At 69.2% G+C, this 23,391-nt stretch carries 18 protein-coding genes and 2 pseudogenes; 8 read left to right on the plus strand and 12 right to left on the minus strand.

Features of this window, described 5'->3' with window-relative positions; genetic code table 11:
- Window positions 1-224 (minus strand): Dyp-type peroxidase domain-containing protein (locus ACZ6IM_RS36385; protein ID WP_469562729.1); only part of this gene is annotated, 224 nt, incomplete at its 3' end.
- Between ACZ6IM_RS36385 and ACZ6IM_RS36390 the strand changes: the two are divergent.
- Window positions 225-499 (plus strand): annotated as a pseudogene (locus ACZ6IM_RS36390) (IS110 family transposase); the annotation flags it as partial.
- Between the two features lie 158 nt (window positions 500-657).
- Here the strand turns inward: ACZ6IM_RS36390 and ACZ6IM_RS36395 are convergent.
- From ACZ6IM_RS36395 to ACZ6IM_RS36425, 7 genes are all read right to left on the minus strand, one after another.
- Window positions 658-1,626: an MBL fold metallo-hydrolase gene (locus tag ACZ6IM_RS36395; RefSeq protein ID WP_469562731.1), complete on the minus strand. Its 969-nt coding sequence runs from the start codon at window positions 1,624-1,626 to the stop codon at window positions 658-660.
- A 325-nt stretch (window positions 1,627-1,951) separates the two neighbouring features.
- The gene (locus ACZ6IM_RS36400) at window positions 1,952-2,824 is read right to left on the minus strand and encodes a cupin domain-containing protein (protein ID WP_399895369.1); all 873 of its coding nucleotides are present in this window, start codon (window positions 2,822-2,824) and stop codon (window positions 1,952-1,954) included.
- Between the two features lie 83 nt (window positions 2,825-2,907).
- Complete coding sequence (locus ACZ6IM_RS36405; RefSeq protein WP_469562736.1) at window positions 2,908-5,901, minus strand: winged helix-turn-helix domain-containing protein; 2,994 nt, start codon at window positions 5,899-5,901, stop codon at window positions 2,908-2,910.
- Between the two features lie 223 nt (window positions 5,902-6,124).
- Window positions 6,125-6,628 carry a VOC family protein gene (locus ACZ6IM_RS36410; RefSeq protein ID WP_469562739.1) on the minus strand — a complete coding sequence of 168 codons (504 nt, stop codon included), beginning with the start codon at window positions 6,626-6,628 and terminating at the stop codon, window positions 6,125-6,127.
- A gap of 43 nt (window positions 6,629-6,671) precedes the next feature.
- Window positions 6,672-7,529 (minus strand): formyltetrahydrofolate deformylase, encoded by an 858-nt coding sequence (gene purU / locus ACZ6IM_RS36415; protein ID WP_469562742.1) that lies wholly within the window; start codon window positions 7,527-7,529, stop codon window positions 6,672-6,674.
- Window positions 7,530-7,587: 58 nt separating this feature from the next.
- On the minus strand, window positions 7,588-8,934 hold the full coding sequence (locus tag ACZ6IM_RS36420; protein WP_469562745.1) for an aminomethyl transferase family protein: 1,347 nt from the start codon (window positions 8,932-8,934) through the stop codon (window positions 7,588-7,590).
- A 59-nt stretch (window positions 8,935-8,993) separates the two neighbouring features.
- The gene (locus ACZ6IM_RS36425; protein ID WP_469562748.1) at window positions 8,994-9,845 is read right to left on the minus strand and encodes a methylenetetrahydrofolate reductase; all 852 of its coding nucleotides are present in this window, start codon (window positions 9,843-9,845) and stop codon (window positions 8,994-8,996) included.
- 229 nt (window positions 9,846-10,074) lie between these two features.
- Here ACZ6IM_RS36425 and ACZ6IM_RS36430 point away from each other — a divergent pair, with 229 nt between their 5' ends.
- The 3 genes from ACZ6IM_RS36430 to ACZ6IM_RS36440 all read left to right on the plus strand — a co-directional run bounded on the left by ACZ6IM_RS36430 (window position 10,075) and on the right by ACZ6IM_RS36440 (window position 12,449).
- Window positions 10,075-10,881 (plus strand): SDR family NAD(P)-dependent oxidoreductase, encoded by an 807-nt coding sequence (locus ACZ6IM_RS36430; RefSeq protein WP_469562750.1) that lies wholly within the window; start codon window positions 10,075-10,077, stop codon window positions 10,879-10,881.
- A gap of 9 nt (window positions 10,882-10,890) precedes the next feature.
- Window positions 10,891-11,775: an NAD(P)-dependent oxidoreductase gene (locus ACZ6IM_RS36435; protein ID WP_469562754.1), complete on the plus strand. Its 885-nt coding sequence runs from the start codon at window positions 10,891-10,893 to the stop codon at window positions 11,773-11,775.
- Window positions 11,776-11,864: 89 nt separating this feature from the next.
- Complete coding sequence (locus tag ACZ6IM_RS36440) at window positions 11,865-12,449, plus strand: carboxymuconolactone decarboxylase family protein (RefSeq protein ID WP_469562757.1); 585 nt, start codon at window positions 11,865-11,867, stop codon at window positions 12,447-12,449.
- Between the two features lie 51 nt (window positions 12,450-12,500).
- Here ACZ6IM_RS36440 and ACZ6IM_RS36445 read toward each other — a convergent pair whose 3' ends face one another.
- Window positions 12,501-13,070, minus strand: a complete 570-nt coding sequence (locus ACZ6IM_RS36445) for a TetR/AcrR family transcriptional regulator (RefSeq protein ID WP_469562760.1) — start codon at window positions 13,068-13,070, stop codon at window positions 12,501-12,503.
- 295 nt (window positions 13,071-13,365) lie between these two features.
- On the opposite strand from ACZ6IM_RS36445, the gene ACZ6IM_RS36450 reads away from it, so the two are divergent.
- The 3 genes from ACZ6IM_RS36450 to ACZ6IM_RS36460 all read left to right on the plus strand — a co-directional run bounded on the left by ACZ6IM_RS36450 (window position 13,366) and on the right by ACZ6IM_RS36460 (window position 17,566).
- On the plus strand, window positions 13,366-14,685 hold the full coding sequence (locus ACZ6IM_RS36450; RefSeq protein ID WP_469562763.1) for a carboxypeptidase regulatory-like domain-containing protein: 1,320 nt from the start codon (window positions 13,366-13,368) through the stop codon (window positions 14,683-14,685).
- 1,174 nt (window positions 14,686-15,859) lie between these two features.
- Complete coding sequence (locus ACZ6IM_RS36455) at window positions 15,860-17,053, plus strand: MFS transporter (protein WP_469562766.1); 1,194 nt, start codon at window positions 15,860-15,862, stop codon at window positions 17,051-17,053.
- A 204-nt stretch (window positions 17,054-17,257) separates the two neighbouring features.
- On the plus strand, window positions 17,258-17,566 hold the full coding sequence (locus ACZ6IM_RS36460) for a hypothetical protein (protein ID WP_469562769.1): 309 nt from the start codon (window positions 17,258-17,260) through the stop codon (window positions 17,564-17,566).
- A gap of 219 nt (window positions 17,567-17,785) precedes the next feature.
- Here the strand turns inward: ACZ6IM_RS36460 and ACZ6IM_RS36465 are convergent, their stop codons facing one another.
- Window positions 17,786-19,180 (minus strand): M24 family metallopeptidase, encoded by a 1,395-nt coding sequence (locus tag ACZ6IM_RS36465; protein WP_469562772.1) that lies wholly within the window; start codon window positions 19,178-19,180, stop codon window positions 17,786-17,788.
- 245 nt (window positions 19,181-19,425) lie between these two features.
- On the opposite strand from ACZ6IM_RS36465, the pseudogene ACZ6IM_RS36470 reads away from it, so the two are divergent.
- Window positions 19,426-19,570 (plus strand): annotated as a pseudogene (locus ACZ6IM_RS36470) (IS110 family transposase); the annotation flags it as partial.
- 180 nt (window positions 19,571-19,750) lie between these two features.
- On the opposite strand, the gene ACZ6IM_RS36475 reads toward ACZ6IM_RS36470, so the two are convergent.
- Both ACZ6IM_RS36475 and ACZ6IM_RS36480 read right to left on the minus strand, forming a co-directional pair.
- On the minus strand, window positions 19,751-21,073 hold the full coding sequence (locus tag ACZ6IM_RS36475) for a dihydrolipoamide acetyltransferase family protein (RefSeq protein WP_469562775.1): 1,323 nt from the start codon (window positions 21,071-21,073) through the stop codon (window positions 19,751-19,753).
- Window positions 21,074-21,083: 10 nt separating this feature from the next.
- The gene (locus tag ACZ6IM_RS36480) at window positions 21,084-23,258 is read right to left on the minus strand and encodes an alpha-ketoacid dehydrogenase subunit alpha/beta (protein ID WP_469562778.1); all 2,175 of its coding nucleotides are present in this window, start codon (window positions 23,256-23,258) and stop codon (window positions 21,084-21,086) included.
- Window positions 23,259-23,391: the final 133 nt, after the last annotated feature.

Raw genomic sequence — 23,391 nt, forward strand, 5'->3', positions numbered from 1 at the left:
ACGAAACCCAGCATGTCGCGTTCGTCGAAGTACTTGAAACCGTGCACCTCGTCCTGAGGCGTCACCGCGCCACGCAGCCGGCCCATGATCTCGGTAGCGAGTGCGAAGCACAGGTCCAACCGTGAAGCCCCGATGTGGAAGAGCAGGTCACCCGGGGTGGCGACCGCCCGGTGCACCGGCCCGTCCAGCTCCCGGAACGGACGCAGCCCGGCCGGACGCGCCAAATCCGCAAGGCCGACCGTCGGCGGCTGGTCAGCTGCTGCGGCCGAAGGCGCCGAGGATGGCCGAGCGGCTGGTCGAGGAGATCTCTGCCGCGTTGGACGAGCAGACCGTTGCCGTTCCGGGCACCGAGGCGGCCGCGCTGATCGTCCCGACTCTGGCTGGCTCCCTGGCAGCGGTTCTCGACCAGCGCGAACTGCCGGCCGGGCGGATCGAGGAACTCCTGGAGGCTCACCCTCTTTCGAAGGTCCTGCCTTCGATGCCGGGGGCCGGCGTCAGGAGGCGCCACCATCGCGGAGACGCGCTTCGGCGAGTGGGCCGCAGGGCAGCGGTAGGCCTGTCCCGGGCCATCGTGCCGGGTTCCCGCTCTCGGGGGGAGCGGGAACCCGGCACGACCGGTGACCCGCGGCCGGTGGGCGGAGAGGTCACCAGAGCCGCTCACACCGTTTCGGTGGGCGGGAAGAACACGACCTGAGGCTCGGCGTTCTCGTCCAGGCGAAGGCTGTGGTACATCGTGAGCGTGTGGTTCACCCCGAGGGTCTCCACCCCGGCCAGCCGCCCGGACCACTTCTCGAGGAGCGGCTGCGACGCCTCCGCGGCGGCCGCCTCGTACATGGTCTTGAAGTAGACGTAGATGTGGTCCAGACCGACCGTCTCACGAGCCAGTTCGCGCTTCTGCGGCGTGATCTCCAGCGCGTGCCGGGCCGCGGCGCGGACGTCGTGCATGTATTCACGCTGGATCTCGATGTCCTCCCGGGTGCCGAGACGGGTGAGGTGCCCCGTGATCATCGTGTCGAAGTCGAACGAGAGCGCGTGGTCGTGGTGCGCCATGAAGCCCGGGATGTTCTTCGACTGGGCGATGTTCGTGAAGGGCACCCAGCCCGGGTAGATCACGTCGACCAGCATAAGGATCCGCTGCTGCGGCAGGTGGATGAAGCTGTTGCCCGGCGCGTGATTGCTCCCCTTGTAGTGCAGGTCGATCACCTGGCCGCCCACCTCCAGCCGGTACGAGTCCTTGAAGGTCACGTCGGGCAGTCGGCGCAGCGGATCGCTGTGCTCGCGCAGCATCGAGTGGGTCTCCTGCTGCGCGACGCGGACGGCGTCGTCCGGAAACTGGTTCACGGAGCCGATGTGGTCGCCGTGGTAGTGCGTGTACACCACGTGGGTGATGGGTTTGTCGGTCACGTCCCGGATGGCCCGGGTGACGAGTCCGCCGAGCGAGGGCGGCGCGTCGATGGCGACGACTCCGTGGTCGTGCACCACAAACGCGCACTGGTAACCCCCGTCCGTCACCCAGTGGACGCCGGCGGTGATCTCCTCGACCAGGTACCCGCGCGCCGGCACCCTGGGGCCGATCGCGTTCCGGGGAACCGGTGGGATCTCGAATCCACGGGCTGTCTGCGTCATCGTTTCTTCCTTCGGAACAGACGGTTCGCCGGGGCTCGGCCTGCTGGCGGTGGCCCCGGCACGGTGTGGGGACGCTCGCGGCGGCCGGCGATCCGGTCCTGCGGGCGTTGAGCTGCGAGTGCGGTCGGTGCACGGACGGCGGCCGGCCACCGGGCGCGAGCTGAGGCGGACCGGCGACCGGCGGCCGAGGACCTCGGACGGTCCGGACCGGCCGCGGGGAGAGATCGGCGTCTCCCGCCGGGTGGACGGGCCGTCTGCGTGGCCTACCGGAGCACGACGGGTTCGCCGCCCCGTACCGGGAGCACGGGGCGGATCGACTCGTACGTCACCGGGTCTCTCCGGCCTCGGGCAGGGCCCGCCAGTCGTCGGGGAAGAAGAAGGCGTCCGAGGTGGGCGGCACCGGCGACTGGACCTCGATCCAACGGGCGGGCTCGTCACGCTCGTTGACGAATCCGTGTGTGCCGTCGGTGCTGACCCAGACCAGGTCGCCGGTCTGGGTGACTTCCTCGTTGCCGTCGATCCAGCCGCGCATGCCGCCGCCGATGAAGTAGTAGATCTCCTCGAAGGGGTGGTAGTGGACCTTCGCGGCCCGGCCAGGCCCGGAGCGTCCGGCGATGCTGGCGATGAAGGTCGTGTGGTGCTGCGCGCCGAGCAGTTGGTCGACCATCATGCGGATGCCGATGTTCTTGATGTTGGGCCCGTGATAGCCCGGCATGGACAGGTCGCCGAAGGGGACCACGTCGGTCGACTCGCTGTAGTGGCCGACGAACCGGTGCCGCGGGTCGTTCTCCGACGGCCGTCCCAGGTACTCGCCGGACAGCGGCTCGGTCGAGATGTGGCTGCGCGCGCCGTCGAACGTCGGAGGCTTCGGCGCCCGGACCGAGAACCAGCTCAGGCCCTGGTCGCCGGCCGACAGCGAGTGTGGCATGCCGACGGGGGCCACCCCGTAGTCACCGGCACCGAGGTCGTACTCGAGGCCCGCGAGGGCCGCGCGGCCGTTGCCCGCCGTCACGAACCATGACTCCTCGAACGGGCAGCGGTTCCAGCCCAGGGTGGCGCCGGGCGCCAGTTCGTACAGGGAGATCTCCATGTGGTGCGACCCGTGGACCTCGCCGACCATCAGCGCCTGGCGCAGCCCGGGCACGTCCTTGACGTCGATCCATTCGCGTTCGGCGGCACGTGAGATGTGGTATGCCATGAGTTCCCTCCACGGTTGGTGCGTAGTGGCGGGACCGAGTGTGGTAGCCGGTGTGTTAATCCACCGGAAACCGTGCGGACCGTTCAGCGGCGCAGACGGGAGACGAGGCGGCGCATCTCGGCGGACGGTGCGACGCCGAACTCGCGCATCACCGTGGTGTACCGCCGGTACAGCCCGAGCACCGAGTCGTCGCTGCCGCTGGCGTGGGCCAGGGAGATGGCCAACTGCCATGCCTGCTCACGGTGCGGGCTCGTCCTCAGTACTTCGTTCACGAGCCGCCGTGCCTCGCGGTACCTACTGAGCCGGAACGCGAGTCGCGCCGCCTCGATCCGGCCGCCGGTGACGCGTTCGTCGATCTCGGACCGGCGTTGCTCCACCCACAGGCTGGACACGGGCTCCAGGTAGGGCCCCCGGTCGGCGTGGGCCAGCGCCTCGGTCATGGTGCGCAGCCGGATCTCGCCGTCCTGGTGGTCCGCCTGCACGAGTGAGTCGAGCACGACCTGCGCGGTACCGCTGACCAGGTCGGGGCAGGCGAGGGAGAACCGGTCGCCGTCCTGGTGCGGCACCAGTTCCTCCGGCAGCACCTCACGCAGTCGGTAGAGCGTCTGCCGCAGGTAGCTGCGCCCGGCCGCGTTGTCACGGCCGTCGAACAGCGCGTCCAGGAGTTCCTGGCGTGGCACCTCGCGCCGGGCGCCGAGCAGATAGCTGAGCAGTTCCATGCTCTTGCTCAGCCGCGGCGCGGTCTCCCGCCCGTCGACGGTCAGTACGGGCTCGCCGAATTCCTCCAGGGACAGCCGCGGCGCCCGTGCACTGACCCGCAGCGGGTCCTGACTGGACAGCGTGGCGATCAGTTCGTGCCAGCGCGACATCCGGGTCGGTGAGGCGTCCGCCTCCCTCACCGCGACGGCGGGCACGTCCGTCAGCGCGGCCAGCAGCAGGTGCTGGGACCCCTGTGCCGCGGATTCGGTGAGGGCGAGTTCGGCGGCGGCATCCGAGGCCTCTTCCTCGCCCAGCCGCCAGTACGCCTCCGCCAGGTAGGCGGCGGCGGTGGCGAGTTCGAGCCGCCGGTCGCCGCGGCGCATTCCGTCGACGCAGGCCTCAAGTTCGGTGCGTGCCTCGGTGTCACGGTTGCGGATGAGGAGGCTGAGTCCGCGCCACAGTTGACCCAGTTCCCTACTGAACGCGTGCTCGGAGGCGCCGCTCGCCTCCGCCTCGGCGAGCGCGCGGTCGGCCGCGTCGGTGTCGCGGTGCAGGCGCAGGCACAGTTTCGCCTCGTTGAGCAGGCCGAAGACGTGGTACAGGCGTGAACCCGTCTCGGCGATCAGTCGCCGGCCGCGTTTCAGCGCGGCCCACGCCTCGTCCGGCCGTCCGAGGTCGACCATCAGGTCCACGGCGTCGAACGCGTGCAGCCAGGGCGGCTGCCACGAGTCCCGGCGCACCTCGTACATCTCCATGGCCTCGTCCAGGCGGCCTGTCGCGCGCAGCCCGGCGATGATCCAGGGTGCGCCCAGCACCGACCTCCACGGGTCGAACGCCCCAGGCCGTTCGAGCCCGCCGAGCCGGCCACGGAAGTAGGCGATCCGCATGAGCAGACCGTCCACGGTCCCCGAGGACGCCGATACCGGGTCGGGGAAGGGCGGCGCATCGGCACCGGACAGCGCCAGCAGGTTGTCGGCGCCCTCCCGTGCCCGGCCGACGGGCAGCCGGTCGGCCACCGTACGCGCCTCGGCGAGCCGGCCAGAGTGCCACAGGCACCAGGTCGTCAGCAGCAGCGCCTCCTCGAAGTGCGGTGACCCCGGCCCCGGGAGCCAGTCGTAGCCATGCCGGTCCAGTAACTCGTTGCCGCGGCCCCACTGTTCGAGGGCGAAGGAGACGCGCAGGACCACGGTGCCGACCTCGGGGGTCGGCGTCCTGCGGGAGGCGTCCATCGCGTCCAGCCACCGGGCAGCCGAGGCGAAGTCCATCCGCGCCACCAGGTCGGGAAGGGCGACCGCGGCCTGCCGCCAGGCGTCCTCCGTGTCCCCCAGGCGCAGGAGCGTGTCCACGGCCTCCTCCAACGCGCCCTGCTGCACCAGCAGGTCGGCGTGGAGCCGGTGCAGTCGCCGCACCTTCTCCGGGTGCTCCGTCCGCTCGAGTTCCCCGGTCAGGAACTCCCGGAACTGGGGGTGCGGGGTCAGCCGGGTCCCGTCTCTCGACCAGAGCACCGGCAGCCGCTGGGACCGCAGGCGGGTCATCAGCCGGGCCGCGTCGCTCTGGCCGAGTGCCACCGCGTCGGCGACCGAGATCTCGGCCAGGGGGCTGGTGTGCAGCAGGAAGGTGCGTTCGTCGGCTGGAAGGGCGCGCAGGATGTTCGCGGACAGGTAGTCGCGCAGGGCGTCGGACCTGTCGTCGGCCGCCTCGGCCGACCGCCACCCCTCGAACAGCACCCCCGCCACCCAGCCGCCCGTCATGTCGACGACGCCCTCGGCGTCCGCGTCGGACTCGCCGATCAGCCGCAGGGCCTCCTCGGCCTCGCCGGCGTCGAAGGCGAGATCCTCCTCGCCCAGTTCACCCACCCGGAAGACGTCGCCGATCGACCCGAAGTCGAGCGGAACGCGGGTGCGGGAGAGGAGGACCAGGTTGACGCCGGCGGGCAGGTACCGGGCCAGCGCGGACAGGACGGCGACGCATCCCTCGTCGGAGCTGATGCGTTCGACGTTGTCGCACACCAGTACCAGTTCGCTGTCCTGGAGGCTCTCCGCGAGCAGGCCCGCGGCCTCGCCGGTCTGGATGCCGTCGCGCAGGGCGTCGGTGGCGACACGGCCTGCTGCGGGGACGTGGCCCTCGACCGCTGCCTCCAGGTAGACCAGCAGCCGTCCCGGGGCCTGTTCCGTACCGTCGAGCGACAGCCAGGCGACGGGACGGCCGAGGTCCCGCAGGGCCACGGCGACGGCCGTGGTCTTGCCCCCGCCGGCGGTGGCACACACCGTGACCACGGGGTGACGGTCGACGAGCGAGCGGATCCGCTCGGTCAGGCGGTCGCGCCGTACGATGTCGTCGACCGGCTCGGGCGCGGTCAGCTTCCGCCGGATCACCATCCGCCGGCCGTTCGCGTGAAGCCCGTCCTCGTCGCGCAATGTGGCCCGCCCAACTCGAAGTCAGAACACCGTTTCACCGGGCTGGCATCGGCCGCGGCAGACCGATGCCACGTGACGCCCGAACGACCCCACGGTGTCATGGTCGAGAACACCGTGGCGACGGTCAAGCCCGGTTTCCCCGGGATTAACAGAACGGACCGCGACACCGCCGCTTTCGAGCGGGTCAGGCGAAAGCTTCCGGGTTGCGGAAGTACGCCTTGCCGTTCGGGTACGACACCAGTTCGCACTGGAGCCCCCACGGCGAGAGGAAGTACACCCACCGCTGTCCTTCGTGCGGACCCTTGCTGTCCGTGGGGTCCCCGAGGACGCGCAGGCCGCGCCGCCGCAGGTCGGCCACCGCCGCATCGATGTCCTCGACGTACAGGGCGAGGTGGTGTCCGCCGATGTCGCTGTTGCGCGGGGGCTCCAGCCGCTGGTCGGGTGACTGGTACTCGAAGGCCTCCAGAACGGCATGGCCGCCGATTCCGAAGAAGAAGATGCGCGGTGACACGGCCCTGTCGTGCACGTTGAGGTGCTCGCTCATCCAGTGGCCCTCGTCGTCACGCAGCGGTCCGAGCCGGTACAGGTACGTGAAGCCGAGCACGTCTTCGAAGAACTCGCGCGCCTGGTCCAGATCGGGGACGGTGATTCCGAAATGATCGGCGCGGGTGAGTCCGGGTATGGGCATGGGTGCCTCCGTGTGATGCGGTTTGCTTGCGGGTCCGGGCGGTTCACGGGAAGACGACGGTGCGCTTCCCGTCCAGCAGGACGCGGTTCTCCGTATGCCAACGCACCGCTCGGGACAATGCCAGGCATTCGACGTCCCGGCCGAGGGTGGCGGCGTCGGCCGCGTTCATGGAGTGATCGATGCGCGCCACCTCCTGCTCGATGATGGGGCCTTCGTCGAGGTCGGGGGTGACGTAGTGCGCGGTGGCCCCGACAAGCTTCACCCCTCGGGCATGGGCCTGGTGGTAGGGGCGTCCGCCCTTGAAACTGGGCAGCATCGAGTGGTGGATGTTGATGGCCCGCCCCTCCAGCCTCTTGCACAGTTCCGGGGAGAGGATCTGCATGTAGCGGGCCAGGACGACGAGGTCCACCCCGAGGTCCTCGACCAGGCCGACCAGTTCCTTCTCGGCGGCCGGCTTGGTCTCCGGCGTGACCGGGATGTGGTGGTAGTCGACGTCGTACGTCTCGGCCAGGTGCCGCAGGTCCGGGTGGTTCGACACCACGGCGGCGACCTCGGCGTTCAATCCGCCGTTGAAGGCCCGGAACAGCAGGTCGTTGAGACAGTGGCCGTACCGGCTGACCATGATCAGGAGTCGCTGGGGCCTGGAGGCGTCGATCAGCCGCCATTGCATGGAGAACCGCTCCGGCACGCTGGTGAATCCGTCGCGTAGCGCGTCGATCGTGGTCAGGGGGTCGAGGGGCTCGAACTCGATCCGCATGAAGAAGGTGCCTGCACCGCGCTCACTGAACTGCTGGCTTTCCACGATGGTGCACCCGTTGCCCAGCAGGAACGTCGAGACGGCGTGGACGATCCCCGGCCGGTCGGGGCAGTTCAGGGTGAGGACGTAGCGGGATGCGGTCATGAGGAATCACGTCCTCCACGATGGGGGGCTGAGCCCCGAGGGTCCTGGCGTGGCACGGTCACACCAGGGGCCGGGTGCGGAGCGTGGCACGGATGTGGCGCTGGACGTGCGGTTCGACGGTGGGCTTGGCCGAACCGCCGTCCGGCTCACCGACCACGATCGTCACCTCGCGGCCGTCGACGGCCTCGTGTTCGTCCACCATGGCCAGCGAGGACCAGCCCCCGACGTTGACGGTGTATCCGGCGTTCGCGGAGATGCCCACGGGCCGGCCGTCGACGAGGATCCGGTCGTAGGACCCGGTGGCGTAGTTGGAGACCGGCATCTCCAGGTACTTCGCGTGCGGACCCGAGCCGAACAGGCTGTCGGCGATCAGCTCGGCCGTGTCCCGGTCGTTCCAGCGCAGCCACACCTTCCGGCGGTGGGGCTTGGCGGCCATCCCCTCCAGTGCCTCGCGCCCGATGAAGTCGTGGTCGAACTTGATCACCCGGCCGTAGCCGAGATCCCACGGCGTGACGTAGTAGTCCTCAATCTTCTCCGACACGAAGCTGCCGCCGACGGACGCGTTCGCCTCGAAGCCGTCCGCGGACAGCCACTCCCGGAACGGCCTCATCGACTCCCCCGTGTAGATGGCCGGCACCGGCGCGGGGATCCAGCCGGACTCGATGGCGGTGGAGGGGTAGGCACGTGAACCGCCCAGGCGCAGACCGAACTCCTCGCCTGCCGCGAGGAGCGCCTCGCGGACCGTTTCGCCGTGCTCCGAGGGGCCGACCAGTTCCAGTCCGGTGAACTCCTCCCCGGGCGCCCCGATCATGGTGTGGTTGAGAGCGCGGACAGGGACTCCCGCGATCTCGAACTCGCCCATGGCGAAGAACCTGATCCGCGGGAGCGGCGCACCCACCGCCTTCTCGACGATCCGGTGGGTCGCCGGGCCGTTGAGCTGGAACCGGAACGTGAGGCGCCTGCCGTTGTTGGCCACGGACCGCTCGTCGCGCGTCACCGTGACGCGGTAGTTGCCGTTCTCGGCGTGGAAGGCGGCCCAGTTGGGTGCGACCGGCCGCCCCACCAGGCTGAACTCGTCGTCCTCGAAGGCGAACAGGATGGCGTCCCCGACGAAGTATCCGTCGTGGTTGCACGCCACGAACTGCTTCGCCTTGTTCCTGCCGAAGTTCTTGAATCCATTGACGCCGAGGTCGGACATCAGCCGCAACGCGTCCGGACCCTTGAAGTATATGTCCGTCATATGGTGCGACTGGTCGAAGAGTACCGCCGTCTCTCGCCACGCACGCTGTTCGTCCCGCCAGTTCGTGTACTCGGCGCGCATGGGGTACACGTAGGGACCCTGCGGAGCGTTGCGCAGCATCTCCACGACGTTTCCGGACTTCTGGATCTTCTCTTCCAGATTCATGAACACCCTCGTTCCTCTGTCCGCGGATTCGTTTGTGCCGGAATTGCCGTTCAGTGACATCAGCCGGCCTTCTTCACACCGCTCGCGCGGTACAACCATTCGAGCGTGGTGTCGACCTGGTTGAAGGAGAAGAGATGCAGTCCTTCCACCGAGAGATCGGTGAAGGAGATTTCCTCTCGAACGGCCAGCAGCAGATCCAGCGGCTCATAGGCGCGCCCGAGCAGCAGATTGCCGACCATTCCGTGCTGTTTGGACAAGAATCGCAGTGACTGGCCAACCCCGATCTTGACCGAGAGTTCGATCAGTTTCCTGATCTGCAGCGGGGCCGCGACGCCCATGCGCAAGGGCAGGGTGACGCCGCGTTCGCGGGCCGAACGCAGCCAGCCGGCCAGTGCGGAGGCGTCGAAGCACAGTTGACTGACCATGTAGTCGGAGTGCTGCTGCTTGCGCAGCAGTGCCTCGAACAGCACGTCGTCGGCGATCTTCGGATGCCCTTCCGGGTAGCAGCCGACGCCGATCCGGGACAGGCCGTGGTCGAACTCGCCCAGTTCCTCCAGGATTTCCGCCGCCTCGCTGAACCGGCCGACGGGCTTCTCGCCGTCGCCGCCGATGACGAAGAGCTCCTCGACCCCGAGATCGGTCACCCCTCGCACGAAGTCGCGGAGCGCGGCCCGGTCCTCCACCATGCGTGCCGCCAGGTGCGGCACGACCCGGTGCCCGGAGCGGCGGGCCGCGGCGACGTGATCGAGTGTGCGCGCGAGACCGAACCGGGGAGAACAGGTCACGCTGACGGTGGTGCCGACGGGTACGGCGTCCACCTTCTCCTGCGCGCCTTTCAGCGGAACTATCTCAATGCTCGAATTGCGGACGAGCTCGTCGACCGAAAGTTCCGGGTCAGCAGAATGCGCCATTGCGGTTCTCCGCCTTCTTGAGCTGGAGCACATCGGGGTCCCTCATGCGGTGAACACCGGAGAGAACGCAAGTGACCTTAGGGCAGCAGACGTTAGCCACTTGTTAATCGAATCCAGGCGGAGTTAGCGGAGCCGTTAGCCGGTCTTGCCGCCCGGGCGCTCCCCGGAGACGCTCGCCGTGGCGGTGCCGAACCACCGCGCAAGCAATCCGCGAATGGAGACCTCAGCAATGACTCTTGGGATTCGACTGGACGGACGGACGGCGCTGGTGACGGGAGGCGGCAGCGGTCTCGGCCTGGCCATGGCCGAGGCCCTGCACGCACAGGGCGCCGCGGTGGCCGTACTGGGGCGCACCAAGGCCAAGCTGGACGCCGCCGAGCGGCAGATCGCGGCGGGCGGCGACGGCCGCGTGCGTTCCGTGGTCGCCGACGTCAACGAGGACGACGCGGTGGCGGACGCGCTCCGCCAGGTGCACGAGTGGCAGGGCCGGCTGGACATCGTGATCAACTGCGCGGCACCACTGCTGGCCGTGAGCCCGCTGGCGGAGGCGGACGAGGCCGTCGTGACCGAGGCGCTCAACGCCAAGACCGTCGGTTACCACCGGGTCGCCCGCGCCGCGCTCCCCCTCATCGAGAAAGGCGGCACCGGGCGCATCATCAACGTCGCGGGTATGGCGGCGCACGTGCTCGTTCCCAACATCGGCGTCGCCGCGGTGGTGAACGGCGCCGTCGTCGCCCTGACCAGCTACCTTGCCGCCGAGGCGGCCCCCCACGGTGTCCTCGTGAACGGCATCTCGCCGGGCATGACCCTGACCCAGGTCTGGCACGACCGGCACGCGGCCACCGCGAAGGCGAAGAACATCACCCCCGAGCAGGTGCGGGACGGGATGGTCGAGAACCTCGGTATCCGGCTTGGCCGCTGGGGACGCCCCGAGGAGATCGCGGCCGCCGCCCTGTTCCTCGCCTCGGACCTCTCCTCGTACGTGACCGGCCAGACCCTCCAGGTCGACGGTGGGCTCGGCAAGTCCGTCATCTGACGGCCGGAAGTGGCAAGTGAGGAGCTTCGCATGACACACGTGTCGGTTGCCGGTCTCGGCAACATGGGCCGCGGCATGGCCCGCCGCCTGCTCGCGGAAGGGCATGGGGTGACGGTCTGGAACCGCTCCCCCGAGGCCGTCGACGAACTCGTGGCGCTGGGTGCCGAGCGTGCCGGCACCGTCGCCGAGTTGTTCGCCGCCGGGCCGGTGCTGTCGGTGCTGTCCGACGACACCGCCGTGGCCGAGGTGTTCGACGAGTCCGTGCTGGCCCAGGCGGGGCCGGACGCCGTCCATGTCGGGATGTCGACCATCTCGGTCGACGCCGGTCGCGCCCTGGCCGAGCGTCACGCGGTGGCCGGGGTCCGCTATCTGGCGGTCCCGGTTCTGGGGCGGCCGTCGGTGGCGGAGGCGGGGCAGCTCAATCTCCTCGCCGCCGGCGACAGCACTCTGATCGAGTCGCTGCGCCCTGTGTTCTCCTCGCTCGGCCGGCGGACCTGGCAGGTGGGCGACCGGCCGTGGCAGGCCAACGTCGTCAAGATCACCACGAACCTTCTGATCATCCACGCGCTGGAGGCGATGGCGGAGGGCTTCACCCTGGCGGAGCGGCACGGAGTCAACGCGCACCACCTGCACGAGCTGATCGTCGGGACCGTGTTCCCTGGTGCGGTGTACGAGGGCTACGGCAGGGCGATGGCGGACCGCGTGTACCTGCCCGCCGGCTTCCGTACCGCGCTCGGCAGCAAGGACCTGTCTCTGGCCGGGGCCGCGGCCGCATCGGCCGGACTGGAGCTGCCCACGCTGTCCGCGCTGCGCGAGACCTTCGAAACGGCCGTCGGCCGGGGCATGGCCGACCACGACTGGGCGTCCATCGCCGAAGTGCTGCGCGGGGACTGACCCCCGCGGCTCCATCCACCACCCCCCGTCCGGCCCTGCGCGCAGATCCGTCCGGGCCGGACCCCATCTGATACGAGGAGGGTGCTGACATGGCACTCGTACCGTTGGTTCCCAAGGCACGCGTGGACGCGGCCGATCTCCCCCTGATCGAGGCGGGCGAGGAGTCGTTCGGCACGCTGCTCAACACCTGGCTGGCCATCGCCAACTGTCCCGGGATGTTCTCGACGTACCTGCCCTTCATCCGCTCCGTGACCGGTCCCGGTGCGTTGGACGGGCGAGTCAAGGAACTCACCGCCGTCTACGTGTCGTTGTTGAACCACTGCCGGTACTCGGCGAGCCACCGCTGCTACTCCGCCCTGCGCAAAGGCGTCGCCGAGGCCGACCTGGAACGGCTGGCTGCCGGGGACTTCGCCTCGTTCTCCGAAACCGAGCAGCTCGCCCTGCGGTTCACCCGTGCGCTGACGCTCGACATACCGGTGACCGGCAGGGACGCCGGTGTGACCGGTGTCGATCCCGAGTTGCTGGCACAAGTTCGGGACGCCTTCGAGCCTCCGGCTCTGGTGGAGTTCGTCATGTCCGTCAGCCTGTGGAACGCCCTCACCCGCTTCCACCGGGTGATGGACTTCGATCTCGACCTCGGCGAGCCGCCGGCCGCGGTGGACGCCGCCGTCTGAGCACGTGGACCCGTCTCCCGGCCGACCGAGGCGGCGGGGTACGCCGGACTGTCAGCCGGGCGCCACGGTCGCGCCGTCGATGAGCCGACGGGCCGCGGCGTCGGTCCGGGTGACGTCGTGGGTCACCAGACGGTCCTGGCACAGCCCACGCAGCCCGGAAACGAGCAGTGTGGCGTCGGCCCGTGCCTGCTCCGGCGGGTGACCCAACCGGGTGTAGGCGGCGGCGATCGGGGCGACCATCGTCTCGACGGTGTCGGCGGCGAGGTCGCCGTACTGCCGTGGATCCGTGGTGGCCAGGCTCAGCAGTTGCAGCAGCATGCGCACCGCCCCGGCCTGGTCCCCGACGGTCATCGCCTCCCACAGGGCGTGTGCGGCCCGCCGGAGGCCGGCGTGGTCATGGACGTCCTGGAACATCGCGTGGGCGTCGGGACGATTCGCGAGCAGTGCCTGCGCCAGCAGGTTCTCCCGGCTGCCGAAGTAGTACAGGAGCATTCGCTTGGTGGTGCCGACGGCCTCGGCGAGCGGGCTCAGCGACATCTGCGCGACACCGTGCTGCTGCAGGTAGGAAACCACCTGCAGCAGCAGTTCGGTTCGTTTGGCGACATTGACGGGGCGGGGCATGACTTTGACTGTACCGGTCGGTACGCGTAAGGTCCCCACGTATTAATGATCCGATCGGTTCATTAATGGACCGACGCTGCGGCAACGGCCGAGCGCGGAGCACGTAGAGGGGCATCATGGAACTGGCCGCACTGCCGGGGACGATCACGGAGCGCAGGGCAGGAGGGTCCGCAGGCACGATGCCGCGGAGATCCGGTCGCGGGCAGGTCGGCGGCATGCGGGTGGTGGGGCTGTGAAGCACCGGATGGAACGCCCCCGGGGCGTTTCGCGGGCCAAGCATCTGGCAGAGATCCTTATGTTCCCGACCGTGCTCTTCCTCGGCCTCCTGTTCTGCTTCTCGGCCGCGTTTCACGCCCCCCAGCCGCACCACACGAAGGTCGTCGTGGCTCAGCCGGCCCTGGAACGCCAGGTCGACACCGCGCTGCGGCAGGAACAGCCCGGCGGCTTCGACGTCACCGCCGTGGCGGACGCCCGTGAGGCCCGACGCGCGGTGCTGGAACGAGACGCGGTGGCGGGTTACGCCGTCGAGGGGACGCACAGCGTGCTCTACATGGCCCAGGCCAACGGCATGTCCCTGGAGCAGGCCCTGACCCAGGGATTCGCCCGGATCTCTGCCCACGACCACCAGAAGCTCACGGTGGAGGACGTGGCGCCCACCGTTCGCGAGGACCGGAACGGCACGACCCTGGTCTATCTCGGAGTCGCGTGGAGCGTCCCCGGCTACATCCTCGCGACGACCCTGCTGCGGGCGGTGACCTTCAACCGCCGCAGGAAGCTGATGACGATCGCGGCGGTCTCGGCGCTGTTCGCCACCGTGGGGTACCTCGTCGCCGTCTGGCTGGACTACCTTCCGAACGAGCCCTCGGCCCTGGTGATCGGTTGTCTGCTCACCGCTGCCGTGGCCACGTTCTCCGCGGGGGTCGCGCCCTTCACCAAACAGTTCTTCCCCCTGGTGGGCATGGGCCTGTTCATCGTGTTGAGTGTTCCCACCAGCGGCGTGGCTCCCATCCCCCTGCTGCCCACGTTCTTCCAGGACCTGCACCTCTTCATGCCTCTCGGCAACGCGGTGGACGCCCTGAAGGGCGTCCTGTACTTCGACGGCGCGGGCGTCCTGAGGCCGGTCCTCGTGCTGTGCGCATGGGTGGCGGCTGGTCTCGCCCTGCTGGGGCTCGACGCGTGGCGACACCACCGCGAGGCGGTGCGCGGCGAGGCGGACGACGAGGAAGAAGACGTTCCGGAGCCGCCTGTGGAGGACCCGTCCCTGGAGGCGCCCATGCCGACCGCGCTGCCGGTCCACCGCCACCACCACTTCGGCGAGGCGCTCCCGATGCTGGAGGGCAGCGTCCATGACGTCGACCACCGGCCCGTCCACCACGCCGCCGTGACCGTGATGGACACCCGGGGTCACCAACTGGTGCGAACCGCGACGAACGGCCAAGGCGAGTACGCCGTGACCGGTCTGCCCGAGGGATACATCACCGTGGTGGTCTCCTGCCCCGGCAGGAGTCCCGTCGTGGACCAGAAACTACTGCAGTCGGGTGTGGCCGTCCGGGCCGACTTCCTGCTGGACACCCGCTCCCCCTGGCCGCCGTCCACCTTGTTGACGCAGCACTGAAGCCCGCACTTCCTCCCGGCTTCGGCGCACAGGCGGAGCCGTCGTCCAGGTCGACGACGGCTGGCAGCGGGGGTGGTCGACCGCGAGGCCAACGTCAAGTCCGCCACCGGCATGCGGGCGCTGGCCGGGAGGATCACCGACGCGGGCCGCGCCCCGGTCTCCGGCTCACCCTCTAACCTGCATCTCCGAAACCGTTTGGCGAGCTGCCGCGCTCCTGCGCTCCTGCGCTCCTGCGCTCCGCCATGTGGCTTGGGCTTCTCCCCCACCGCGACACTCTCCGTCGTCCTGCTTCAGCCGCCGGGTATGTGAGCGCCCACCATGACCGCAGAAAACGACGGTGGCGTGCAGAAGCCGCACGCACATTCGACAGAGGCGGAGAAGGAGAGGCGGACACGGCGCGGGCATGTCGTTGCGACTCTGGGAGACAGGTGTGCGGACCGCGTCAGCTGTGGCCGCAGATGAGGAGCACCGCCCGGGCGGGAGTCGCAGGCGCAGGGTTCCGCTGCTTCTCCCGGCCGGTCGGCGCCGGCTCCCCCGGTCCGGCGCCCGTCCTGTCGATTTCGGCCGGCATCTGGTGCAGGTTGAGCGACCAGGTCTGCCCATCGGCCTGATGTCGACGAACGCCACCGTGCTCCAAGAGGCCGGGAGGCTGGGGACGCATCTCGTGGACTCGTCCCTGCTGCTGCGTGGATCTCAGGGGGAGAGCGTTCCGGGCCGGGCGGCACACCCGACGGCCGGTTCCAGTGAGCCCCGCACATGCGCCGGCGCCGCGGTCGCGTCTCCTTCCGGCCCTCGCGGAGGGCAACACCCACAGGGTCGGCCCCGCTGGACGGGCCGGGCGATGATCGTGCCGCCCTGGGTCGCACCCCGATTTCCTGTGGATTAACGCCCAGCCCACCACACTCGGGCCGGCCAACGGTAGGCCGGGACAGCGCCTCCGCGGAGTCTCAACTCGCCGCTCGAACAAGGAACACCGTACTCAGCCCTGACCACGACTCCGCCTGGTCGCCGAACGGCCCCTCGTCACCGGAACCACCGGGACGGCCCTTTCGAACCCGACCTCCAGGAGAACGTGATGACACAATCGCCACCCTCGACCGAGTCGGCGGGCACAGCACCCCCGGGTGCGAGGACTCCTCGATGGTATCGCTCCCTCTCGCGGCAGCACCGACCCGTGTTCTGGGCCGGATTCGCGGGATGGGGTCTGGACGCCTTCGACTTCAACACCCTCCCGCTGGCGTTGGGGGCGATCGCCACGGCCTTCTCCCTCAGCTCCACGGAGTCGGGCTGGATCATGACGGTGACCCTGCTGGCCTCGGCGGTCGGCGGGGCCCTGGCGGGACTGCTGTCGGACCGGATGGGTCGGGTGCGGATCCTGATGATCACCATCGCGACCTTCGCGGTGTTCACCGCGCTGTCCGGCCTGTCCCAGAACTACGAACAGATGCTGGTGTTCAAGGGCTTTCAGGGTCTCGGATTCGGCGGTGAGTTCGCTGCTGGTGCTGTACTGATCGCCGAGGTGGCCCCCGCCGAGCAGCGCGGCCGACTTCTGGGCTATGTCCACAGTTCCTGGGCGATCGGGTGGGGTTGTGCCGTTCTCGCCTACACACTGATCTTCAGCCACGCCGGACCTGATGCCTGGCGCTACCTGTTCTTCCTCGGGATCCTGCCGGCCTTCGCGCTGCTGTTCGTGCGGCGCAACGTCAAGGACTCCGACGCGTCGAAGGAGAACCGCCGACGGGCCGCCGGGCAGACCACTTCGCTCTGGAGCGGCCTCGCCGTCCTGTTCCACCACGACCTGCGGCGCACCACGCTGCTCGCGGTTCTGGTCGGGATCGGTGTGCAGGGCGGGTATTTCGCCGTGTTCACATGGCTGCCGTCCTATCTGCACACGGAGCGCGGACTGACGGTCGTCGGGACCGGCGGCTACCTCTCCGTCGTCATCGCCGGCTGCTTCCTCGGCTACGTCTGTGCGGGACATCTGCACGACCGGCTCGGCCGCCGGACCACGTTCATCCTGTTCTCGGTCAGCGGGGTGGTGTGTGTCGTGGCCTACACATGGATACCGCAGGGGGCCAACAGTCTGCTGCTGGTGCTGGGCGTGCCGTTGGGAGTGGCGGCGTGCGGATCCCTGGCCGGCACGGGCGTGTTCTTCAGCGAGTTGTTTCCCAGCCGGGTGCGCGGCACGGGAGTCGGTATCGTCCACAACTTCGGTCGCGGAGTCGCCGCGTTCTTCCCCTCCCTGGTCGGGACGCTGTCCTCCGTGCTCGGGCTGAAGGCGGCGATGGGGGTCGGGGCCCTCGGATACGTGCTGGTGATCATCGGGGTGCTGGGGCTGCCGGAGACCAAGGGCCGGCAGATCGCGTAGCGCCTTGTCCGTGGCACGGTCCGCCTGCCGTCGTGACGGTCGGCGGGCCGCGCCGCGAGCGTCGCGGAAACCTGGCCGCGGACCGCCGGTTCCACGACGATCACGGCCCGCGGCCATCCCCCTACACCCCGGTTCGCTCTGCCCGGTCCTCTTCGGCACGGCGAAACCCTGGCCGCCCCCGGTTCCGCCCAGGGCCTCCACCTGATGGTCTCGGACATCGACAAGGCGCGGGACGGGCTGATTGGCCGGGGCGTGGAGGTCGGCGAGGTCTACCACGACACCAGCGACATCTTCCACCGCTGCACGGGCGAGAAGTGGATCAGCGGACCCGACCCGCAGCGCCGCAACTACTGCACGTACGCGAAGTTCACCGACCCCGAGGCAATGGCTGGGTCCTCCGGGAGGTTCCGAACCCGTGGGGCGACGGTGAGCGCGCCGCCGCGGCGCCAGACCTGGCCTCTGCACCACCGTCGATACGGAGTTGCGCTGTTCACCACCCCGGGGAGGAGCTGAATATGGCTTCCCGTTCTCCCGGTCCGGCGAGACCGGCTGCCTCGACGAGGTGAGGTCGCCCGTCGCACGACAGATGAACGACGACACGGTCGATCTCACAGACGTATCGGCCGAGTGTCCGCGACAGCTGCGGGTCGCACCACACGGGTGCGGATCCCTGGTCCCGCCTCAGCTGCTGCGCTGGTTCCAGGAACTAAGCAGCCAGTGCGCTGACAGTGGTCAGCAGGGTGCGTTCGTCCCGCCACCGGCGGCCGTGTTGAGGTGGGACTGCGAGTCGCGCAGGGTCGGCAGCGCCCCACCCACGGCGTAGTACCTCTGCCCGGCGACGATGAGATCCTCGGCGGGGAACTTCGTGATCACCTCGCAGCCGTCGGCGGTGACCACGACCTCCTCCTCGATGCGTGCCGCACCCACGCCGTCCGCCGAGGGCCAGTAGGTCTCCAGGGCGAACACCATGCCCTCCTGAAGCACTTCGGGATGCTCGAGCGAGACCAGCCGGGAGAAGATCGGCTTCTCCCAGATGGACAGGCCGACGCCGTGGCCGTACTGGAGGGCGAACGCCGCCTCCTCGTCGGGGAAGCCGAACTCCTGCGCCGTGGGCCACACCGAGACGATGTCGGCAGTGGTGGCTCCGGGGTGTACCAGTGCGATCGCCCGGTCCATGTACTCCCGGGCCCGCTTGTAGGCGTCGTGCTGGGCCCGGCTCGCGGAGCCGACCGCGAACGTGCGGTAGTAGCAGGTGCGGTAACCGTTGAAGCTGTGCAGGATGTCGAAGAAGGCCGGGTCGCCGGGGCGGATGAGCCGGTCGGAGAAGACGTGGGGATGGGGCGAGCACCGTTCGCCGCTGATGGCGTTTACGCCTTCGACGTATTCGGAGCCGAGGTCGTAGAGCTTCTTGGCGACCAGGCCGACGCACTCGTTCTCCCGTACGCCCGGGCGGAGGAACCGGTAAAGCTCGTCATAGGCGGCGTCGACCATGGAGGCGGCCTGGGTCAGCAGGGCGATCTCGTCGTGGCTCTTGATCCGCCGGGCCTCCATGAAGATCTGCTGGCCGTCGACGACGTCGATGCCCTCGTCGCGCAGAGCGAAGAGGACGGGCAACTCGATGACGTCCACACCGAGCGGCTCGTTCGCCAGACCGTACTTCTCCAACTCCCTCTTGATCTTGCGGGCCACCGAACGGGCGGCGTCCGCGTCGGGACTGATGGCCCCGCGGAGGGTGGATATACCGGCCCGTGCGCCGGACTCGGCGCGCGGCCGCACCGCACCGTGGTGCGGCGCGTGCGGGTCCGCGTCGGCCTCGGCCGTGGTCTCCGACAGCCAGGGGTTGTACAGCTGGTGGTGCTTGGCGGCGGAGCCGAAGTCCCAGGAGATCGGGTCGGTCATCCGGGTGAGCAGACTGAAGCGGATGAGCTTGTCCATCGCCCACGTGCCGATGTGTGTGGCGGTCATGTACCGGATGTTGGAGAAGTCGAAGGCCAGTACGGCCCCGCAGTCCGAAGCGTCGAGCTGCGCCTTGAGCCGCGCCAGTCGGTCGCCGCGCAGGCGCGCGTAGTCGATCCTCTCCTCCCAGTCGACCGCGTTGATTCCCGTGCTGGCCACGCTGCTGATCATGTGGAGCTCTCCTCGCTGACCAATTCGTTCAGTCCCACTCATACCGTGTGTTGTCACTGAACACTATGAGGCGTGACATCTCCCCGCAAGACTGAGTGGCGATGCTCTTCTGGTGCCGCATTACATAGCAACACGACAAGTCATGAGGGATGAGGCGATGTTTTCCCCACGTGGACCAACCTCGGCAGCGAGGTTGGCAGCACTGACTTCGTTATGCACTACTGAACACCCGGCAGGTCGATGCCCGCTTGGACCCCGAGGCCGTCTTCGCCCACCTCTACGACACCACTCCGATACCGGTATCCGGCATCCTCCGGACGCAGGAACCGGCACCGGCTCAATCGCGGCGCCAACCAAGCCCTGCACACCATCGTGCTCAGTCGCATGCGCCGGCACGCTGTCTGAACGCCATGTCGCCCGCGATCTCTACCGCTTCCTCATGATGTCGCTCCGCACGCAGCGCAACGGCCCCAACACCGCCCAGAGCGGCCTCGTCGAAGTCGCTTGACAGCCACAGAAGCATCCTTCGTCGACAGGTCCGGGCCGCAAGTGCGGTCCGGACCTGTCGAGTCACACCAGCAGCCGGTACGGCCGGGCGACAGCGTCCACCAAGGCGTCGAGCCACTGCGCCGCGAGCGCACCGTCCACGGCACGGTGGTCGACGGAGAGCACGAGGGACATGGACGAGGCGGCGACGACCTCCGACTCGCGCACCACGGGCACGGATCGGATCGCGCCCACGGCGAGGATCATCGACTGCGGAGGGTTGATGATGGCGGAAAACTCGTCGACCCCGTGCATGCCGAGATTGGTGACGGTGATCGACCCGCCCTCCAGGTCCCGCTGCCGCAACGCCCCCTCCTCCGCCGCGCGGACGAACCGGCGCACCTCTGCGGAGACTGAACCGACCGACTTGTCTCCGACGCCGCGCAGCACCGGCGTCACCAGCCCACGCGCGGAGGCTATCGCGACGGCGACATCGGCCGCCTCGTAGTGGAGCAGCGCGTCCTCGGTCCACACCACGTTGGCCTGCGGTACGGCGGTGTGCGCCGCGGCGACGGCCTTGACCAGCAGGTCGTTGACCGAGATCCGCACGCCCGCACCGGCATTGAGGTCCGCGCGCAGCCGCAGCAACGCGTCCACCTCGACCGACCTCTTGAGGTAGAAGTGGGGCACGTCGTGCTTGCTCTGCGTGAGCCTGGTCGCGATGGCGCGGCGCAGTCGGCTGTGCGGTGTGGCCTGGGCCGGTTCAGTGAACCCCAGGGGCAGTTGTGTACCTGTGTCACCGGCTGCCACCGCGGGCGTCGGCGGCGCGGGCGGTGCCGCTGCCTGCGCCGCCCGTTGGACTGCCTCTTCGGCGTCGCGCCGGACGATGCGTCCGCCCGGTCCGCTGCCGGTCACCGTAGCGATGTCGATGCCCGCGGTGCGCAGCAGCCGGCGTGCGAGCGGGCTGGCGAAACGACGGCCGCCGGAGACGCCAGTGCCGGGATCCTGCGGGCCCACCGGTTCCGGCGCCTCAGCGGGTGACACGGACGAGGCGTCCGCGGGCGGAGCGTCCTGGGCAGGAGGTGCCCCGGGACCTGCCTCCTCCGGGGTGCCGACGGCTTCGATACCCAGCCCGGCCAGGACGGCGTCCAGGTCGGAGTTCCGTTCGGCGTCGGTGCCGAGCAGCGCCATCGGCGCGCCGACAGGGACACGCGTGCCCGGTCGCACCAGGGTGCGCAGCAGCACCGTCTCCGTTTCCGCCTCCACTTCGACCTGCGCCTTGTCGGTCTCGACGACCGCTAGCGGGGCGCCCGCGGTGAGTTCCGCGCCCTCGGGCACCAGCCATTCACCCATGATGACGTCGGTGGCTCCGGCCGCGACCTCGGGCACACGCATGAGTTCAGTCATGATTTCCACCTCAGGCGTTCTTGACGGCTCGCAGAGCGGCCACTACTTCGTCGGTTCGGGCGACGGCGGCCCGTTCCAGGACCTTGCTGATGCTCGGGGACGCCTCCCCTCCAGTGACCCGCTGCACGGGGGCGTCGAGCCAGTCGAACAGGCGCCGGGCGATCTCGTCGGCCAGCCAGGCTCCGTACGAGGTACCTCGCGCGCCCTGTTCGACGACGAGGACACGGTTCGTACGGCGCACGCTCTTCTCGATCGTCGTCCAGTCCAGGGAGGCGCGGTCGAGCCACCGCAGGTCGATGAGGTCGGCCTGCACGTCGGTGACGATGTCGAGCGCCTCCAGGCAGTGGCCGACCATGCTCAGGTAGGAGATGACGGTGACGTCGTCGCCGTGGCGCCGCACTGCCGCCCGGCCGACCGGAAGTGCGTAGTCCAGGTCACCGGCCGGCACCCGGCCCGAGGTCGGGTACAGGTCGACGTGCTCGAGGACCACGACCGGGTCGTCGCAGGCGATCGCCGTGTTCATGAGGCCGATGTAGTCGGCCGGGTCCGAAGGTGCCACGATCCTCAGCCCGGGAGCGGTGGCGAGGATCCCGGCCGGGTCCATGGAGTGCTGTGAGCCGTAGCCTGTCCCGGCCGCGAGCTTGCTGCGCAGTACGAGGGGCACGGCGGTGGTGCCGCCGAACATGTGCCGGGCCTTGGCTACCTGGTTGAACAACTGATCCGCCGCGACCCACATGAAGTCGGCGTACATGAACTCCACTACGGGCCGGTAGCGTCCGTCGATCGCCATCCCGGCCGCCAGGCCGGTGAACGCGTTCTCGCTGATCGGAGTGCCCAGCACCCGATCGGGGAAGCCCTGCAGGGGTGCCTTGGTCGCCCCGTTGGTCCCGCCGTTGAGCCGGTGGACGTCCTCCCCGAGGACCACGATGCGGCCGTCCTGTCCCATACGCCGGGCCAGTACGCCGGAGACGGCGTCGATGAAGCGCATCTCCTCCTTCTCCCCCGCCGGTTCGTCCGTGGCGTATCGGAGCCCCTGCAGCTCGGAGAGCTCTCCGCGTACGCCGACGTCGACGAAGGCGGTGTCCGGCCACAGGTCCCCGATGATGCGCCTCTCTCCGGGCTTGCCGCCGGACACGGCTTCGAGGAAGGAGTCGCCGATCTCCGCCATGGCGTCGGCGGCCCGTGTCCGCAGCGCGCTCACCTGCTCCTCGGTGAGCAGTCCGGCCTCGATCGCGTGGGTCTGCAGCCGGATGAGCGGGTCGCGGTCGCGCCACTCCTTCTCCTCGGCCTTGCTGCGGTACCCGAAGGCGCTGCCGGGGAAGGGGCCGTTCTGGTGGAAGTAGCGGTAGACCTCGGCCTCGACGACGGTCGGACCGTTGCCCGCCCGCATGTGTGCCACGGCCTCCGCCATCGCCGCACGTACGGCGAGGGGGTCCATACCGTCCACCCGCCAGGACGGAATGCCGAAGCCCGGACCGCGGGCCGAGAGCCGGGGCTCCGCGGTCACGTCCGCGACGTGGGTGGAGACGGCGTAGAGATTGTTCTCCACGAAGAAGCACAGCGGCAGCTTCCAGGCCGCGGCGAGGTTGAACGTCTCCAGCACCGACCCGATGTTCACGGCACCGTCGCCGAAGTAGGTGACGGTGACCGCGTCGGTGCCTGCCCTGCGCTGGTTCCAGGCGAATCCGGCGGCCTGGGGCACCCCGCCGCCGACGATCGCGTTGGTTCCCATCGCGCCGGCCTGCCGCCACATCAGGTGCATCGACCCACCGCGGCCCCGGCTCCAGCCCTGGTCCAGTCCGCAGATCTCCGCGAGGGTTCGCCGCAGCACGTCCTTGACCTCGCCGGTCAGTTCGGGCAGGCCGGTCCCCGGTGCGACGACGTGGCCGAACGCCTTCGCGAGGAACTGGTGGTGGCCGCGGTGGGATCCATTGACGAAGTCGTCGGAGCGCAGGTCCAGCAGGGAACCGACGGCGCCGCCCTCCTGGCCGATGCTTGAGTGCGCGGGGCCGTGCACGAGGCCCTTGGCGGCGAGTTCCAGGACGTACTCCTCGAAGGTCCGCACCCACTGGGTGAAGGCCAGCATGCGAAGCACCACGTCCGGGTCGGCTTGCTTCCGGTCCGCTGCGGTGAGGCTTAGCTCGACCCACGGTTGTGCCGCGGACAGCTTGGAACGTTTGGCCACGATCAGCCCCTCTCGTCTCGATGAATCCAATACGGGTGACCCAGGGCTGAGGTTTCACGGGTTCCCGGTGGGTAAGTGCGGCTAATGTAGGGCGATGATTGGATCCAATGCAACGGGTAAGAGTGAGACGCCC

The sequence above is a fragment of the Streptomyces sp. NPDC042336 genome, assembly GCF_055581985.1.